Raw genomic sequence first — 15,491 nt, 5'->3', positions numbered from 1 at the left:
TCATGCCCATGCCCATGCGCCAGTCCATTCGACTCGCCGCGTACCTGATGAAGCAGAAGATCAAGCGCGTCGAGAAGTTCCCGCTGCTCGTCGAGCTGGAGCCGCTGTTCGCCTGCAACCTCAAGTGCGCAGGCTGCGGCAAGATCGAACAGCCTGCGGCGCTGCTCAAGCAGCGGATGTCGGTCGAACAGGCCGTCGGCGCGATCGAGGAGAGCGGCGCGCCGATGGTGTCCATCGCCGGCGGCGAACCGCTGATGCACAAGGAGATCGACGAGATCGTCCGGCAGCTCCTCGCCCGCGGGAAGATCGTCTTCCTCTGCACCAACGCCGTGCTGCTGCCCAAGCATCTGCATCGGTTCACACCCCACAAGAACTTCGCGTGGATGGTGCACATCGACGGGCTGCGCGAGCGTCACGACGCCTCGGTGTGCAAGGACGGGGTCTTCGACCAGGCCGTCGCGGCCATCAAGATGGCGAAGGAGAAGGGGTTCCGCGTCAACACGAACACCACCTTCTTCACCACCGACACGCCGCACGACGTGATCGACGTCCTCGACTACCTCAACGACGAGCTCGGCATCGACAACATGCAGATCTCGCCTGCCTACGCCTACGAGAAGGCCCCGGACCAGGAGCACTGGCTCGGTGTCGAGCAGACCCGCGAGCTGTTCCGCAAGGCCTTCGACGGCGGCCGACGCAAGAAGTGGCGGCTCAATCACTCTCCGCTGTTCCTCGACTTCCTCGAAGGAAAGGTCGACCTCGCCTGCACGGCGTGGGCGATCCCGTCCTACTCGCTCCTGGGCTGGCAGCGGCCCTGCTACCTGCTCGACGACGGCTACGTGCAGACCTACAAGGAGCTGATCGAGGACACCGACTGGTCCGCGTTCGGCCGCGGCAACGACCCACGGTGCGCGAACTGCATGGCTCACTGCGGTTACGAGCCGTCTGCGGTTCTCGCAACTCTCGGCTCGTTGCGGGAATCCCTGCGGGCCGCAGCGGGTAGTTGAGGAGAAGGGCATAGTGGTGGGCACGGTGGAAGCCGACGAGGGACCGGTCAGAACCGGACGATGAGCCCGTTATCGCCCCGTTACCGGTCTCAGTACACTGCTTCCACCCCGCGGCCGGCCGGAGAGGCAGAGGATGCTGCAGCACCGAATTACGGTTCACCTCCCGTCGATCGGGTCGTTGATTCGCCACGCAGGCACCCCGCTGCTGGAGTCCACCCTCGTGCCCCTCGCACTGTTCTGGGTGCTCTTCACCCAGGCCGGGTTCGACGCCGGGCTGTTCGCCGCCCTCGGGTGGTCCGCGCTCGCCATCAGCCGCAGGCTGGTGCTGCGCAGGCGGCTGCCGGCGGTGCTCCTGATCAGCACGGGGCTGCTGATCGCACGCACCGCGATCGGGCTGTGGACCGGGAGCGCGTTCTTCTACTTCCTGCAGCCCACGGTGCAGAACTTCGTCTTCGCGCTGGCCTTGCTGCTCACGCTCGGGTTCGAGCGGCCGCTCCTGGCGAAGCTCGCCGACGACTTCTGCCCGTTCCCCGAGGCACTCACCGGACACCCACGCATCAAGCGGTTCTTCAAGCGGGTGTCGCTGCTGTGGGCCTTCGTCTTCCTGGTGAACGGGGCCACCACGCTCTGCGTGCTCGCCACCCAGACGGTCGGCAACTACCTCGTCGTCTCGACCGCCGGGTCCTACACGATGGTCGTGATGGGGATCGCCCTCTCGCTGTGGTGGTTCCGCCGGTCGCTGGCGGGCGAGGGCATCCGGCTACGGATCGGCGCCGCACCGGCCGTGGTCTGACGCCTCGCGCGGGTTCACACCCGCGTGGCGAGTGCAGCCAGCTCCGCGTCGAGGTCGGCGCGGCCGAACTCGGCCGCGCGGCCGGCGAGCGCGGCCCGCTCCCCCGGGTCGTCCCGCAACCTGCGCACCGCCGCCGTCACCTCGGTGGGCGTGGGGCAGACCACAGCGAGGCCGGCCTCTGCTGTCATCGTGGCGCCCGCCTTGCCGTGCCCCGGGATGGGCGCGGCGAACAGCACGGCCCGGCCCACCGCGAGCGCCTCGGTGGCGATCACCCCGCCCGCGGTGGTGGCCACCAGGTCGGCGGCGGTTATCTGCTCGGCCACCCGGTCCGTCCAGCCGAGAGCCACCAACCGGCCGACCGGGAGCCGGCGGGCGAGCAGGCGCGCCCGCAGCCGCTCGTTGCGGCCGCACAGCACCACTACCTGCACGTCCTCGCCACCGGCCAGCACGGCGTCGACCACCGTCTCGAGGCCGCCGAAGCCCAGCGACCCGCCTGTGACCAACACCACGAACGCGTCGAGTCGCAGTCCGGTGGCCGCTCGGGCCGCGGCCGGGTCGCCTGGGTGGAAGCGCCGGTCGACCGCCGCGGGGGCCAACCGGACATCCGCCTCGGGAGCCACGGCTTTCGCCTGCTCGCGCGACGCGGGAAGCAGGGTCCACGTCTCGTCCAGTTCGGGCCACACCCAGAACGGGTGCACGGCGACGTCGGTCACCACCGCCACGGCGCGCCCGGGCAGCCGGCCACGGCGGCGCAGCCACGCCAGGCCTCCGGAGATCATCGGGTACGTGGAGACCACGAGGTCGGGGGCCAGCTCGGTGAGCGCCGGTTCGAGCGAGCGACCGATGCCGCCTGCGGACATCGCCTTGAACAGCTCGGCGACCTTCGGGAACCGGACGAGCAGGTCGTAGCCCAGTCCGTAGAGGTGCGGGACGAACCGCAGTGTCAGGTCGTAGGAGACGCGCAGCAGCACGTCCCGCCACCAGCCGCCGCGCCCGGTGCCCTCCAGCTCCAGCACCTCTGCGGCAGGCCAGAGCTCGCGCATCCGTGCCGCGAGCGCCCGTGCCGCCGCCACGTGGCCCTCGCCCACGGGCGCGGACAGCACGACCACGCGCGCAGGACCGTCCGCACGGTCGGCGCCCATGTCGCCACGGTCCCTCTCGGCTCGGTCCACACCGGCACGCTAGCGCGGCACCGATCTCCCGGTGGGGTGGATTACGCCACGGACGCGCTCTGCCGAGCGCAGGATGACGCCAGGATGAGCGCACGATGAGCAAGCACACACGATGAGCACTGACACCGGCACGAGCACGAACGCAGGCCCGCAGGCCGGGTCGTCCGCGAGCGCCGCGGCGGCTCCGCGGCGCATTCTGCTGGTCACCGGGGGTATCGGCGGAGGGCACCACGCCGCCGCTCGCGCCATCGAGGAACGCGCGCGCCAGGCATGGCCGGGCGTCGACGTGGCGTGGACCGACACCCTCGACGGGATGGGCCGGGGCACCGGCCCGCTCTTCCGAGCCATCTACGCGGGGTGCATGCGCCGGCTGCCGTGGCTCTACGAGCTGTACTTCTGGCTGCTCTGGCACGTGCTCCCGTTCCGGGCCGGTACCCGCGCGGTGATCGGGGCCTGGAGCGGCCGGGGGCTGGCCGCGCAGATCGCCCGGCACTCCCCTGACCTCGTCGTGGCCACGTTCCCCGAGGGGATCACCGGACTCGGCCGGCTGCGCCGCCGCGGCGCGCTGCCGATGCCCGCGGTCGCCGTCATGGCCGACCCGGCGCCACACCCGCTGTGGGTGGACCCCGCGCTGGACCTGCACATGGTGTCCACGAGCGCCGCCGCCGCGCTGGTGCGCCGGGCCGCGCCGACCGCACCGGTCCGGGTGGCCGCCCTGCCGGTCGCGAGCCGATTCGGCCCACCAGTGGTGGAGGCCGTGCGGGACCGCCCGCTGGTGTACGTGTCCTGCGGCTCGATGGCGTTCGGTGACCTCGCCACGGCATGCTCGGCCGTGCTCGATGCGGGCGCCGACGTGCTGGTGACCTGCGGACGCAACTCGCGTGTCCGGCACCGCCTGCTGCGGCTCGCGCGCCGGCACCCCCGCGGTGCGGCGATGCGGGTGGTGGACTGGGTCGACGATCCCGCTGCCGCCACGGCCGCCGCCGACATCGTCGTCACGAACGCCGCGGGCGCCACCACCCTGGAGGCGCTGGCCTGCGCCCGTCCGCTGCTGCTGTTCGCACCGATCCCCGGCCACGGTCGCGCCACCGCGGCGCTGCTCGCGGACGCCGGGCTCGCCCGGGTGTGCCCGGAGCCGGAGGACCTGCACGCGGCGGTCGCCGAGCTTCGCGACACCGGAGCACGCGACGCCGTCGTCCGGCGACTGCGGGCGCGCCTCACCGGCACCGACCTCACCGCCGACGTCGCCGCGCTCGCCGAACTGGGGTCGCATTCCCGCACCCCGCTCGCGCCACGGGTACGAGCGCAGGACGCGCTCTTCCTGCACGCCGCCACGCCCGAGGTCCCCCAGCAGGTGGGCGCACGCATCCTGGTGGAGGACCCCGACGCCCGCGACGACTGGCCCGACCATCTGGCCGAGCTCGTCCGCTCCCGGGTGCCGGACATCCCGCTGCTCGGCCGCCGGCTGCAACGCCCCCGCCTGGCACGTCCGCTGCGCTGGCTGGTCGACCCCGACCCGGACCCCGCCCGGCACGTGCACCCCGACATCGTCGAGATCGGGGCGGACGGCGCGTCACCGACCTGGGACGACGCCCTGACCACGTTCTTCGCCACCGTGGTGGACCCGGTGTCGACAGGATGGGAACTGCAGGTCGCCCGCGACCGGGCGGCGGGCGAGGTCGCCGTCCTGGCCAAGGTGCACCACGCACTGGGCGACGGGCTCGCCGTCACCGCCGCGTTGGTCCAGTTGCTGACCGACGAGACCCCGCCCTCGATCGCCGGCCGCTCCCTCGACGAACCCGGCCCGGCACCGGGTGTGGCCGACCGGGCACGCCGCGCAGCGGTCGTCGTCCGGGGCGTCGCGAGCCTCGCCCTCGCCGGAGTGGCGGGGCCGTCCCCACTGGCCGGTCCGATCGCGGGCACCGCGCACCGCCGTGCCAGCGTGTGTTTCGACGGGGCACGGGTCCGTGCGGCGGCCCGAGCCCACGGCGTCGGCACCACGGTGCTGGTGCTGGCAGTGGTCGCCGAGACCCTGCACTCCGTCCTGACCGCACGCGACCCGAGCACCGTGCCCGCCACGGTGCGCACGATGGTCCCGATGACCACCCGCACCAGCGCCACGGTGCGCAGCCGGGCACTGGGCAACCGCACCGCGGCGGTTTCCATCGACCTGCCGACCGGCCACATGACCCCCGCCGAGCGGGTCGCGCGGGTGGAGAAAGCGCTGGCAGCGGGATCGTCCGCGGGCCAGCCCGAAGGCGCAGCTGCAGTTCTGCGCGTCCTCGGGCTGTTACCTTGGGAAGCGCAGGCCCTGCTGGTGCGTCGGATTTACGGGCGGCGGTTCTTCCACGCACTGGCCTCGGTGATGCCGGGTTCGCGGCGACCGCTGCATTCGCGCGGTGGGGTGATTCGCGAGGTTTATCCCGTGCTACCGCTGGCCGAGGGCGTGGGCCTGGCGGTCGGGGCACTCCACTGGGGCCGCACAACAGCGATCGGGATCACGGCGGATCCACAACTCATACCCGAGATCGGGGGAATTCCCGATCGCGTTAGGGCGTCGTTAAGCGCTATGCAGGAACGTGTGGACTGACGGGGGGCGGAGGTGACGATGGACACGGGAACCGCGCTGGTGATAGCGGTGCCGGCCGCCGTACTCGGCGCCGCCGGGTTCGGGCTCGCCAGCGCCGCTCAGCAACGCGCCACCCATGAGGTGGCCGTTACCCCGACGCTGAGCCCGCGGCTGATCGTGGAACTGCTCGCGCGGCCGATGTGGCTGCTCGGGCTGGTAGCCACGATCGTGGCCCTCTTCTTCCAGATCGTGGCGCTGGCGTTCGGGCCGCTCGCCGTGGTGCAGCCGCTGCTCGTCACCGGCGTGGCCTTCGCCGCCGTGTTCGCCGCGCTGATGTCCGGCCATCGTCCCGACCCGCTGATCCTGCTCGGTGCGTTGCTCTGTGCCGCGGGGCTCTCCACGTTCCTGCTGCTCGCGCGCCCGACGGCCGGCTCGACCGACGGGGACATCGACCTGTGGGCCGGTCTGCCACTGGCGATCGCCCTCGCCATCGTGGTGGTCGGCTGCATCTTCTACGCGGCCAGCGTCGACCACCCCTCGCGAGTACTGGCGCTCGCACTGGCCACCGGCGTGCTGTACGGCGTCACGGCCGGGCTGATGAAGGTCATCACGGGCCAACTGCGGCTGGGGCTGGACGAACCCTTTCGTCACCCGGTTCTCTACATCGTCTGCATCATCGGCCCGATCGGCTTCCTCCTGAGCCAGAACACGTTCCAGGCCGGCCAGCTCGTGGCCCCCGCCGTGGCCGTGATCACCAGCGTCGATCCCGTGGTCGGTGTCCTCATCGGAGTGGGCTGGCTCGGCGAGGAGCTCGACACCTCCCCCGCCCAGCTCGCAGGCGAGTGCATCGCCGCCGCTGTCGTCATCGGCTCGATCGCGCTGATCGTCGCGCGAGGCCACCGGATCCTGCGGCACAGGGCGGCCACGGCCGACTCGGCAGCCAACCAGCTCCCGACGTACTTGCCCCCACGCCGTGACGCCGGCGTACAGCACGGCCGTATCTCCGGATGACGCGACTACCGCGCAACGCGGTCGTCACCGGCGCGTCCTCCGGGATCGGGGCGGCTGTGGCGGAGCGGCTCGCCCACCACGGCTGCGGGCTTCTCCTCGTGGGTCGCGACCAGGCCCGCCTCGATGCCGTCGCCGTTCGCACCGGGGGGCGCGCGGTCGTCGCGGACCTCCGGAACCGTGCAGGAGTCGAGGCGGTGTGCGACGCCGCTGACGGCTGGGCCGAGTTGCTGGTCCACGGCGCCGGTGTCGGCGCGGCCGGTCCCCTGGCCGAGACGCCTGCCGACGTCGTCGACGAACTGCTGGCGGTCAACCTCGTCGCTCCCGTCCAGATCACTCGAACCCTGCTACCGACCCTGCGTGCCGCGCACGGCCACGTCGTCTTCGTGGCCTCCGTCGCGGCGATCGGGGTGGCGTACGAGGCCACCTACTCGGCCACGAAGGCAGGCCTGCGCGGGTTCGCCGACGCGCTGCGGGTGGAGTCGGAGGTCGGGGTCACCACTGTGCTCCCGGGAGCGGTCACCACCCCGTACTACGAACGGCGAGGGCAGCCCTACCACCGGCGCTTCCCGCGTCCGGTCAGCCCGGAACGCGTGGCAGAGGCGCTGGTGGAGGCCGTGCGGAGGGACCGGGCCGAGGTGTTCGTGCCTCGCTGGCTCACCGTCGGTGCCCGCGTGCACGGCGTGGCGCCCGCCGTCTTCGCCCGTCTGTCGCGCCGCATGGACCGGCGGGCCGACACCCCGGCCGTCTGAGGCGGCGCTTCGAGGCACCGCCGGGGCGGCCCGCGGTCAGGGCTGGGTGTGCATGGCGAAGCCGTCGTCGGTGCCGCAGCCGATCTGGCGGCTGCTGACCGGCCCTCCGGTGTCGATCGCGCAGGTCCACTTCCCGATCTCCCGGATGCGCGACGTTCCGTCGCCAGGGACCTGGATCGCCGCATCGTGGTAGTACTGCGTGATGACGTTGATCGCCTCCGTGCACCCCACCGTGCCGGCGTCGGTGGCCTCGGCGATCAGATCCACCTGCTGACCGCCGTCGGGGCCGACCTTGCCGCAGTTCACCGCCTGCGATTCATCGGCGGGCGCGGCAGCGGGGCCCGGCTCAGCGGCCGGGGCCGGCTCGGCGGGCTCGGCCGGTGCGGCGTGCCCGGCGTGCTCCGCCGGCACGGCAGGCTCGGCGGGCACGCCGGGCCCGGCCGGCACGGCGGGAGCGGAAACGGCCACCGACGAGCCGGCCGGCGCAACGGTCACAACCGGCTGACCTGCGCAGGCCGAGGCCAGTCCGACTGTGGCGAGCATCAGTCCGATGGTCAGCAGGCGAGCAGAGCGGGCACCCACGGGAAACTCCTCATTGTCAGGTCAGGTGCCCGGGCCTCCGCGTGGTCGCGGTCGTTCGCCGTGCACTGACGGGCCGCACGTTCCGCGCCACCCGCTGGTGATCAACGCGGGGCGCGACGACCCGGTTCACCGGATGACGAAGATCGTCACGCGCGCTCGGGCGTGTCCGGACCGTCAGGGCTGGGTGTGGAGGGCGAAACCGTCAGTGCTGCCGCAGACGATGTACCGCTGGCTGACCGGAAGCCCGGTGTCGATCAAGCACGTCCACTTCCCGACCTTCCGGACGCGGGCCGTGCCCTCTCCGGCAACGGGGGCAGAGGCTCGCTTGTAGTACTGGCTGATGGCGGTGATCGCGTCCGTGCACCCCACCGTGCCTGCGGGAGTGGGCTCGGCGATCAGGTCCACCTGCTTGCCGCCGGTGGGGCCGACCTTGCCGCAGTTCACGGGCTTGCCGTCGATGTCAGCCGCCGACGCCATGGGGGCGCGGACACTCGCCGAGAGCGCGGCCAACGTCGACGGCGCGGACGGCATGACCACGGCCACCGGACCGGATACGACCGGCTGGCCTGCGCAGGCCGCGGTCAGACCGATGGTGGCGAGCATCAGGCCGCCGGTCAGCAACCGAGCAGAACGGGCACGCACACGAGACTCCTCATCGTCCGGCCAGATGCCTGGGCCGCCGCATCGCGCGGCCGGTCGCCCGGGCACCGACAGGCCGCACGCGCACGCGCCGCCTGTCCGACATGAACGTGACTCGTGGCGATGCGGTTCACGCGACTTCGAGGGTGTGCGCGAGCGGCACGCCCGGCCGGTAGGCCAGGTACCGGTAGGACGGTGCGTCCAGCACGGCCATATCTGCGCGAGCCCCCACCCCGAGGTGACCGACGTCATCGCGGCGCAGCGCGGCGGCCCCGCCCCGGGTTGCCGCCAGCACGGCATCGACGGGAGTCATTCCCATCTCCCGCACCGCCAGCGCCACGCAGAGCGGCATCGACGACGAGAAGCACGTGCCGGGGTTGCAGTCGGTGGCCAGCGCGACCGTGACACCGGCATCGAGCAGGCGCCGGGCGTCCGGGTAGGGCTGGCGGGTCGAGAACTCGACACCGGGCAGCAGCGTCGCCACGGTCCGGCCGGACGCGAGGGCGTCGACGTCCGCGTCGCTGAGGAAGGTGCAGTGGTCGACGCTGGCGGCGCTCAGCTCGACGGCGAGCTGCGCCCCAGGTCCAGGGCCCAGCTGGTTGCCGTGCACCCGCAGGCCGAGGCCTGCGGCCCGGCCGGCCTCCAGCACGGCACGGCTCGCCGGGCCGTCGAACGCGTGCGGCGAGGCGGGCTCGCAGAAGACGTCGATCCAGCGTGCGTGGGGCGCGCAGGCCGCCAGCATCGGACCGGTGACCAGCGCCACGTAGTCGTCCACGCGACCCGTGTACTCCGCCGGCACCACGTGCGCCCCGAGGAAGGTCGTCTCCGCGGTGACCTCGCGGGCCAGCCGCAGGGCGCGGGCCTCGTCCGCCACCGTCAGGCCGTACCCGCTCTTGACCTCCACGGTGGTCGTGCCCTGGGCGCGCATCTCCGCGACGACACGCTGCAGCTGCGATCGCAGGAGCTCATCGCCGGCATCGCGGGTGGCCCGCACAGTGGAGGCGATGCCGCCGCCGTCGTACGGGACACCGGACATCCTCGCCTCGAACTCCGCCGACCGCTCCCCCGCGAACACGAGGTGCGCGTGGCTGTCGACGAAGCCCGGCAGCACGGCCCGTCCGCCGACGTCCACGCGCTCGTCAGCCGGGGGTGCGGCGCCTGCCGGGCCCACCCAGGCGACCGTGCCGTCCTGTACCACGAGAGCCGCGTCGGGCACCAGCCCCAGTGGCCCCGCCCCCAGCTCCGGGTCATTGCTGACGAGCTCGGCGATGCCGGTGATCAGCGTCGCTGCACGAGTGGTCATGTCCCGCTCCAGATGGGCTCGATCGCGGCGCGCAACAGGGCACCGATGTCGCCGAGCCGGTGTACCCCACCCGTGACCACCGGCACGCCGCCGACCAGCACCGTGTCGACGTCCGCGGCGCTGGCCACCAGCACCACCTGTGCGGGGTCCGCCCCGGCCGTGCGGGGGCTGTCGAGGCGCACCGCCACCAGGTCGGCCCGCTGCCCGGGGGCGATGCGGCCGGCGTCGGGCCAGCCGAGGCCGGCGTGCCCCTGCGCGGTGAGGGCGTCGACCAGCGCGACCGGTGTGAATCGGCCGCGCTCACCGCCTGCCAGCCGCTCGTGCCACTCGACGAGCCGCGCCTCCGCCAGCAGGTCGGTGATGACGTGCTGGTCGCTGCCGACCGTCAGCGGCGACCCGGCATCGCGCAGCGCGCGGAACGGCCCGATCCCGTCGGCCAGGTCGGCCTCAGTGCTCGGGCAGGCGCACACGGTGGTGTGCGAACCGCCCAGCAGCGCGACGTCCTGCTCCGTGAGGTGGGTGGCGTGCACCGCCGTGGTGGTGGCCCCGAGGACGCCGTGCCCGGCGAGCAGAGCAGTGGGCGCGCAGCCGTAGAACGCGAGGCAGGCCTCGTTCTCCTGCGGCTGCTCGGAGAGGTGTACGTGCAGAGGACGACCGAGCGCGGCCGCCGCCACCTGCGGCAGCTGGGGAGCAGGCACCGCCCGGACCGAGTGGATCGCGGCGCCGATACGCAGCGAGTCGCCGTCCGACAGCAGCTCGACACGCTCGGCCCACCCCGCCACGTCCCCGTCGGAGAACCGGGTCTGCACCTCATCGAGCGGGGTGTGGCCTGCGGCGTCCAGACCCCCGGCCAGGTAGCAGGCGTCGAGGAGGGTGAGCCGCACCCCGGCCTCGGCGGCCGCCTGGACCAGCGCGTGGCCCATCGCGTTCGGGTCGGCGTACGGAGTGCCGCCCGGGCCGTGGTGCAGGTAGTGGAACTCCCCGACGGTGACGACACCCGCCAGCGCCATCTCGGCGAATGCCGCTCGGGCCAGCGCGAGGTAGGAGTCCGGGTCGAGCCGCCGGGCGACGGCGTACATCCGCTCCCGCCAGGTCCAGAACGTGCCGCCGCGATCGTGGGTGCGACCACGGAGCGCGCGGTGAAAGGCGTGGCTGTGGGCGTTGGCGAACCCGGGCAGCACCATGCCGGGCAGCCGCTCGTCGCCGGGCCCGGCGTCCACACCGGTCTCCACAGCGATGATCCAGCCGTCTCGGACGCCGACACGCACGCGGGATATCGGGCCCTCACCGATCCAGGCGTGCTCGCACCACCACGTCTGCGCCGGCGATGACACCGTCACCCGAGCTCCTCCAGGACCCGCACGAGAGCCTCGACGCCACGATGGCAGTCGTCCGGGTCGGCGTGCTCGTGCGGGGAGTGGGACACGCCGGTCGGGTTGCGCACGAACACCATCGCGGTCGGGACGCCGGCCGCCGAGAGGATCCCGGCGTCGTGTCCCGCGCCTGTGGCCAGCACGGGCGCCGGTGCTCCGTCCTCGCCCAGCAGGGCGGCGAGCCTGTCCCGCAGCGCGGCGTCGAAGTCGGTCGCCGCGGTCCAGGACTCCTCCACGGGCTCGCTTCCCGCCGCGACACCGACCGCGGCGACGACTGCGCGCACGTCCTGTTCCACAGGCCCCCGCGCGTCGAGCCAGGCCGTGACCGCCGACGGGATGGCGTTCACCCCGTTCGGCTCTACCACGAGCTTGCCCACCGTGGCCAGCGCGGCGTGCCGCTCCGCCGCGCTGCGGGCGGTGCCCACGACCGCGGCGAGAGCGAGCATCGGGTCGTCCCGGTCGGCCAGCCGGGTGGTGCCGGCATGATCGGCCCGGCCGCGCAGGTCGAGCCGCCACCGGCCGTGTGGCCAGATCGAGCTCGCCACACCCACCGGTGCGCCCTCGCCCTCGCGCGCGTCGACCAGGCCCTTGCCCTGTTCGACGTGCAGCTCGACGAAGGTGGCGACGCGGCGCAGGGCGCGCTCGTCAGGCCCGACCTCGGAGGGGTCGTGACCGGCAGCCGACATGGCCTCGGCCATGGTCGTGCCGTCGGCGTCACGCAGCGCCCGCGCGCGGTCGGCGCCGAGAGCGCCCGTGATGATCCGGCTCCCGGCGCAGGCGACCCCGAACCGCGCGCCCTCCTCGTCGGAGAACACGGCGACGCCCAGCGGTCGCTGCGGCCTCCATCCCCGGGTCCGCAGCGCATCCAGGGCGGCGAGCGCCGACGCGACGCCGAGCGGCCCGTCGAAGGCTCCGCCGTCGGGCACCGAGTCGAGGTGGCTGCCGACCACCAGACCGGGCCCGTCGGCGTCGGGATCGCCCCACCAGGCCCAGAGGTTCCCCGCCCGGTCGCTGGTGACGTCGAGCCCGCGTTCCTGTGCCTCGCCGGTGAACCACTCGCGCAACGCGGCGTCCGTCGACGTCCAGGCGAAGCGCCGGTATCCACCGGAGCTCCCCTGGCGGCCGACCCGCTCGAGATCGGCCCAGAGCGCATCGAAACGGTGTGCCGATGATTCGCTCATCGCGAGCCGGCCCCCGCGGCGAGCGTTCCGGGCGGATAGATCATCTCGGCCGGCACGTCCGTGGTCCGCCTCGCCCACGGGTAGTAGACGGCAGCGGTGACGGCGAGGCCGACGAGCCAGGAGATGTCCGCACCGCCGAGGGCCTCGGTGACGGGGCCGGTGTAGAGCGCCTGCGCCATGAACGGGATCTGAACGAGCACACCCACCGCATAGGAGACCAGCGCGACGACGTTCCATCGGCCGTAGCGGCCGTCGGGGTCGTAGAGCGCCGGCACGTCGACCCGCTCCCGCGAGATCAGGTAGTAGTCGATCAGGTTGATCGCGCTCCAGGGTGTGAAGACCATCAGCAGAGCGAGGATGAACTGGCGGAAGTTGTCCAGGAAGTTCGCCGAGCCGAGCAGCGCGATCAGCACGGACGCCAGGACGAACCCCACGATGAAGGCCGCCCGGCCGGCCCGCGACACCCGGACCGCCCGCGTCATCGACGTGACCGTGGTGAGCATGCACATGAACCCGCCGTAGGCGTTGAGGCAGTTCACGGTCAGTTTGCCGACCACGATCACGAGGTAGATCGCGATCGCGGCCACCGCGCCGCCGGAGAGCTCACCGAGGAATCCGACCTGCTGGTCCAGGAAGCTCCCACCGGACGCAGCCGGGATGGCAGCGATCAGCGCGCCGAGCGTCATCGACCACTGGGAGCCGAGCACGCTCCCCCACAGCGTCGAATGGAACGTCACGCTCTCGCTCGTGTGGCGGGGCAGGTAGCGCGAGTAGTCGGCGACATAGGGGCCGTAGGTCAGCTGCCAGGCTGCGCCGAGGGAGATGGCGAGCAGGAACGTCGCGCCGTCGAAGGGGATCACCCCGAGCAACGCCCCCACGTCGTACTGCGTGACGAGCATGATCGCGAGGTAGGTGAACCCCAGGATGCCGACGACGGTCGCCATGCGCCCGAGCATGTGGATGTAGCGGTACCCGAGAATCGCGACGATCCCGGTGAGCAGCCCGAAGACGACGATGCCGACCGCGGGCGTGTCGACGTGCAGGATCTCGTTGATCGCCTGCCCGGCGAGCACTGTGCCCGTGGCGGCGAAGCCGAGGTACAGCAGCACGACGAGCACGAGCGGAACGATCGCGCCGTAGACCCCGAACTGCGCCCGGCTCGAGATCATCTGCGGGAGCCCGAGCCGCGGACCCTGCGCGGAGTGCAGGGCCATCACAGCGCCACCGGCGATGTTGCCGATCAGGAGCCCGACGATCGCCCACAGGGCATCGGCCCCGAAGACCACCGCGAGTGCGCCGTCCACCATCGCGGTGATCTGCATGTTCGCCCCGAACCACAGCGTGAACTGGCTCAACGGGGAACCGTGCCGTTCGGCGTCGGGTACGACGTCGATGGACCGGCGCTCGATGCGCGACGGAGCGCTCACCGAGCGGTTCCGACTTCGGCCATCGGCACGCGCAGGGCGTGCGCCGTCGCCACCTCCGACGCCCGCTGGTACCCGGCGTCGACGTGGCGCAGCACGCCGCTGGCCGGGTCGTTGGTGAGCACGCGCTCGATCTTGCGGGCGGCGAGCTCGGTGCCGTCGGCGACCGTGACCTGCCCGGCGTGCAGGGACCGCCCGATCCCGACCCCGCCGCCGTGGTGGATCGACACCCAGCTCGCGCCCGATGCGGTGTTGACCAGCGCATTGAGCAGGGGCCAGTCGGCGATGGCGTCCGACCCGTCGGCCATCGCCTCGGTCTCCCGGTACGGAGAGGCCACCGAGCCCGTGTCGAGGTGGTCGCGGCCGATCACGACGGGTGCGGAGAGCGCACCCGAGGCGACCATCTCGTTGAACCGCAGCCCGGCACGGTCCCGCTCGCCCTGGCCCAGCCAGCAGATGCGAGCCGGTAGGCCCTGGAACGCCACGCGGTCACGAGCTGCCCGGATCCAGCGGTGCAGGCGGTCGTTGTCGGGGAAGAGCTCCAGCACGGCGTCGTCCGTGGCGTGGATGTCGGCGGGGTCGCCCGAGAGCGCCGCCCACCGGAACGGGCCCTTGCCCTCGCAGAACAGCGGCCTGATGTAGGCCGGGACGAAGCCGGGGAACGCGAAGGCGCGCTCGTAGCCGCCCCGCCGGGCCTCGTCGCGCAGCGAGTTTCCGTAGTCGAACACCTCGGCGCCCGCGTCGAGGAAGCCCACCATGGCCTCGACGTGGCGCGCCATCGACTCCCGCGCCCGGTCGGTGAACTCCTCGGGCTTCGACGCCGCGTACTCCGGCCAGTCGTCGAGATCCACGCCGACGGGCAGGTACGACAGCGGGTCGTGCGCAGAGGTCTGATCGGTCACGATGTCTACCTCTACGCCGCGGCGTAGTAGCTCCGGAAGAACGGTCGCACAGTTGCCGACCAGCCCGACCGACCACGCCGTGCCCTCGCGCCGGGCACGCTCACAGCGCGCCACGGCATCGTCGAGGTCGCTGGCCAGCTCGTCGAGGTAACGGTGCTCGACCCGGCGCCGCAGCCGGGCCGGGTCGACGTCGACCACGAGGCACACCCCGCCGTTCAGGGTGACGGCGAGCGGCTGCGCGCCGCCCATGCCACCGCAGCCGCCGGTGACGGTCAGCGTGCCCGTGAGCGAGCCGCCGAACCGCTTGGTGGCGATGGCGGCGAAGGTCTCGTAGGTGCCCTGCAGGATGCCCTGGGTGCCGATGTAGATCCACGAGCCCGCGGTCATCTGCCCGTACATGGTGAGACCGAGCCGCTCGAGCCTGCGGAACTCGGGCCAGGTGGCCCAGTCGCCGACGAGGTTGGAGTTGGCGATGAGCACGCGCGGTGCCCACTCGTGCGTGCGCAGCACCCCGACCGGACGGCCGGACTGCACGAGCATCGTCTCGTCGTCGGCGAGGGTGGTGAGGGTGCGCACCATCGCGTCGAAGGACGCCCAGTCGCGCGCCGCGCGCCCGGTGCCGCCGTAGACGACGAGGTCGTCGGGCCGTTCCGCCACCTCAGGGTCGAGGTTGTTGCAGAGCATCCGCAGCGGCGCTTCGGTCTGCCAGGACCGTGCGGTCAGGGTCGTGCCACGGGCGGCTCGGACGGGACGGGCGCCCTCCATGGCGTTCCTCCTCGTTCGTCG

At 72.5% G+C, this 15,491-nt stretch carries 13 protein-coding genes; 5 read left to right on the top strand and 8 right to left on the bottom strand.

What is annotated here, in order from left to right:
* The first annotated feature begins 2 nt into the window (after positions 1-2).
* Both hpnH and ABD743_RS25695 read left to right on the top strand, forming a co-directional pair.
* Positions 3-1,007, top strand: a complete 1,005-nt coding sequence (gene hpnH, locus ABD743_RS25700; protein ID WP_344724776.1) for an adenosyl-hopene transferase HpnH — start codon at positions 3-5, stop codon at positions 1,005-1,007.
* Between the two features lie 178 nt (positions 1,008-1,185).
* Entirely contained in the window at positions 1,186-1,800 is a 615-nt protein-coding gene (locus ABD743_RS25695; protein ID WP_344724775.1) for a VC0807 family protein, read from the top strand.
* Between the two features lie 14 nt (positions 1,801-1,814).
* On the opposite strand, the gene ABD743_RS25690 is transcribed toward ABD743_RS25695, so the two are convergent.
* On the bottom strand, positions 1,815-2,972 hold the full coding sequence (locus ABD743_RS25690) for an MGDG synthase family glycosyltransferase (protein WP_344724774.1): 1,158 nt from the start codon (positions 2,970-2,972) through the stop codon (positions 1,815-1,817).
* Positions 2,973-3,084: 112 nt separating this feature from the next.
* On the opposite strand from ABD743_RS25690, the gene ABD743_RS25685 reads away from it, so the two are divergent.
* From ABD743_RS25685 to ABD743_RS25675, 3 genes are read left to right on the top strand one after another with little or no spacing between them, the layout of a single operon-like run.
* Complete coding sequence (locus tag ABD743_RS25685) at positions 3,085-5,562, top strand: WS/DGAT domain-containing protein (RefSeq protein WP_344724773.1); 2,478 nt, start codon at positions 3,085-3,087, stop codon at positions 5,560-5,562.
* A gap of 18 nt (positions 5,563-5,580) precedes the next feature.
* A complete protein-coding gene (locus ABD743_RS25680; protein WP_344724772.1) occupies positions 5,581-6,552 on the top strand; it encodes a DMT family transporter in 972 nt (323 codons plus the stop codon).
* Positions 6,549-7,301, top strand: a complete 753-nt coding sequence (locus ABD743_RS25675; RefSeq protein WP_344724770.1) for an SDR family NAD(P)-dependent oxidoreductase — start codon at positions 6,549-6,551, stop codon at positions 7,299-7,301. The genes ABD743_RS25680 and ABD743_RS25675 overlap by 4 nt, the downstream gene beginning before the upstream one ends.
* A 36-nt stretch (positions 7,302-7,337) precedes the next feature.
* Here ABD743_RS25675 and ABD743_RS25670 read toward each other — a convergent pair whose 3' ends face one another.
* From ABD743_RS25670 to hutU, 7 genes are all read right to left on the bottom strand, one after another.
* Complete coding sequence (locus ABD743_RS25670) at positions 7,338-7,883, bottom strand: hypothetical protein (RefSeq protein WP_344724769.1); 546 nt, start codon at positions 7,881-7,883, stop codon at positions 7,338-7,340.
* 174 nt (positions 7,884-8,057) lie between these two features.
* Positions 8,058-8,525 carry a hypothetical protein gene (locus ABD743_RS25665; RefSeq protein WP_344724768.1) on the bottom strand — a complete coding sequence of 156 codons (468 nt, stop codon included), beginning with the start codon at positions 8,523-8,525 and terminating at the stop codon, positions 8,058-8,060.
* A gap of 127 nt (positions 8,526-8,652) precedes the next feature.
* Complete coding sequence (gene hutI / locus ABD743_RS25660; protein WP_344724767.1) at positions 8,653-9,825, bottom strand: imidazolonepropionase; 1,173 nt, start codon at positions 9,823-9,825, stop codon at positions 8,653-8,655.
* On the bottom strand, positions 9,822-11,165 hold the full coding sequence (locus ABD743_RS25655; protein WP_344724765.1) for a formimidoylglutamate deiminase: 1,344 nt from the start codon (positions 11,163-11,165) through the stop codon (positions 9,822-9,824). The genes hutI and ABD743_RS25655 overlap by 4 nt, the downstream gene beginning before the upstream one ends.
* Positions 11,162-12,379, bottom strand: a complete 1,218-nt coding sequence (locus tag ABD743_RS25650) for an allantoate amidohydrolase (RefSeq protein ID WP_344724764.1) — start codon at positions 12,377-12,379, stop codon at positions 11,162-11,164. Before ABD743_RS25650 ends, ABD743_RS25655 begins: the two co-directional genes overlap by 4 nt.
* The gene (locus ABD743_RS25645; RefSeq protein WP_344724763.1) at positions 12,376-13,806 is read right to left on the bottom strand and encodes a purine-cytosine permease family protein; all 1,431 of its coding nucleotides are present in this window, start codon (positions 13,804-13,806) and stop codon (positions 12,376-12,378) included. The genes ABD743_RS25650 and ABD743_RS25645 overlap by 4 nt, the downstream gene beginning before the upstream one ends.
* Complete coding sequence (gene hutU, locus ABD743_RS25640) at positions 13,803-15,470, bottom strand: urocanate hydratase (protein ID WP_344724762.1); 1,668 nt, start codon at positions 15,468-15,470, stop codon at positions 13,803-13,805. The genes ABD743_RS25645 and hutU overlap by 4 nt, the downstream gene beginning before the upstream one ends.
* Positions 15,471-15,491 lie beyond the last annotated feature (21 nt).

Origin of the sequence: Pseudonocardia yunnanensis (assembly GCF_039534065.1) — a bacterium.
Lineage (GTDB): Bacteria > Actinomycetota > Actinomycetes > Mycobacteriales > Pseudonocardiaceae > Pseudonocardia > Pseudonocardia yunnanensis.
This window is presented reverse-complemented; position numbering and strand designations above follow the sequence as displayed.

Excerpts from the sequence above, each read along its gene's own strand:
- hpnH (WP_344724776.1), top strand. The coding sequence starts at position 3 with ATGCCCATGCCCATGCGCCAGTCCATTCGACTCGCCGCGTACCTGATG.
- ABD743_RS25685 (WP_344724773.1), top strand. The coding sequence starts at position 3,085 with ATGAGCACTGACACCGGCACGAGCACGAACGCAGGCCCGCAGGCCGGG.
- ABD743_RS25680 (WP_344724772.1), top strand. The coding sequence starts at position 5,581 with ATGGACACGGGAACCGCGCTGGTGATAGCGGTGCCGGCCGCCGTACTC.
- ABD743_RS25675 (WP_344724770.1), top strand. The coding sequence starts at position 6,549 with ATGACGCGACTACCGCGCAACGCGGTCGTCACCGGCGCGTCCTCCGGG.
- hutI (WP_344724767.1), bottom strand. The coding sequence starts at position 9,825 with ATGACCACTCGTGCAGCGACGCTGATCACCGGCATCGCCGAGCTCGTC.
- ABD743_RS25650 (WP_344724764.1), bottom strand. The coding sequence starts at position 12,379 with ATGAGCGAATCATCGGCACACCGTTTCGATGCGCTCTGGGCCGATCTC.
- hutU (WP_344724762.1), bottom strand. The coding sequence starts at position 15,470 with ATGGAGGGCGCCCGTCCCGTCCGAGCCGCCCGTGGCACGACCCTGACC.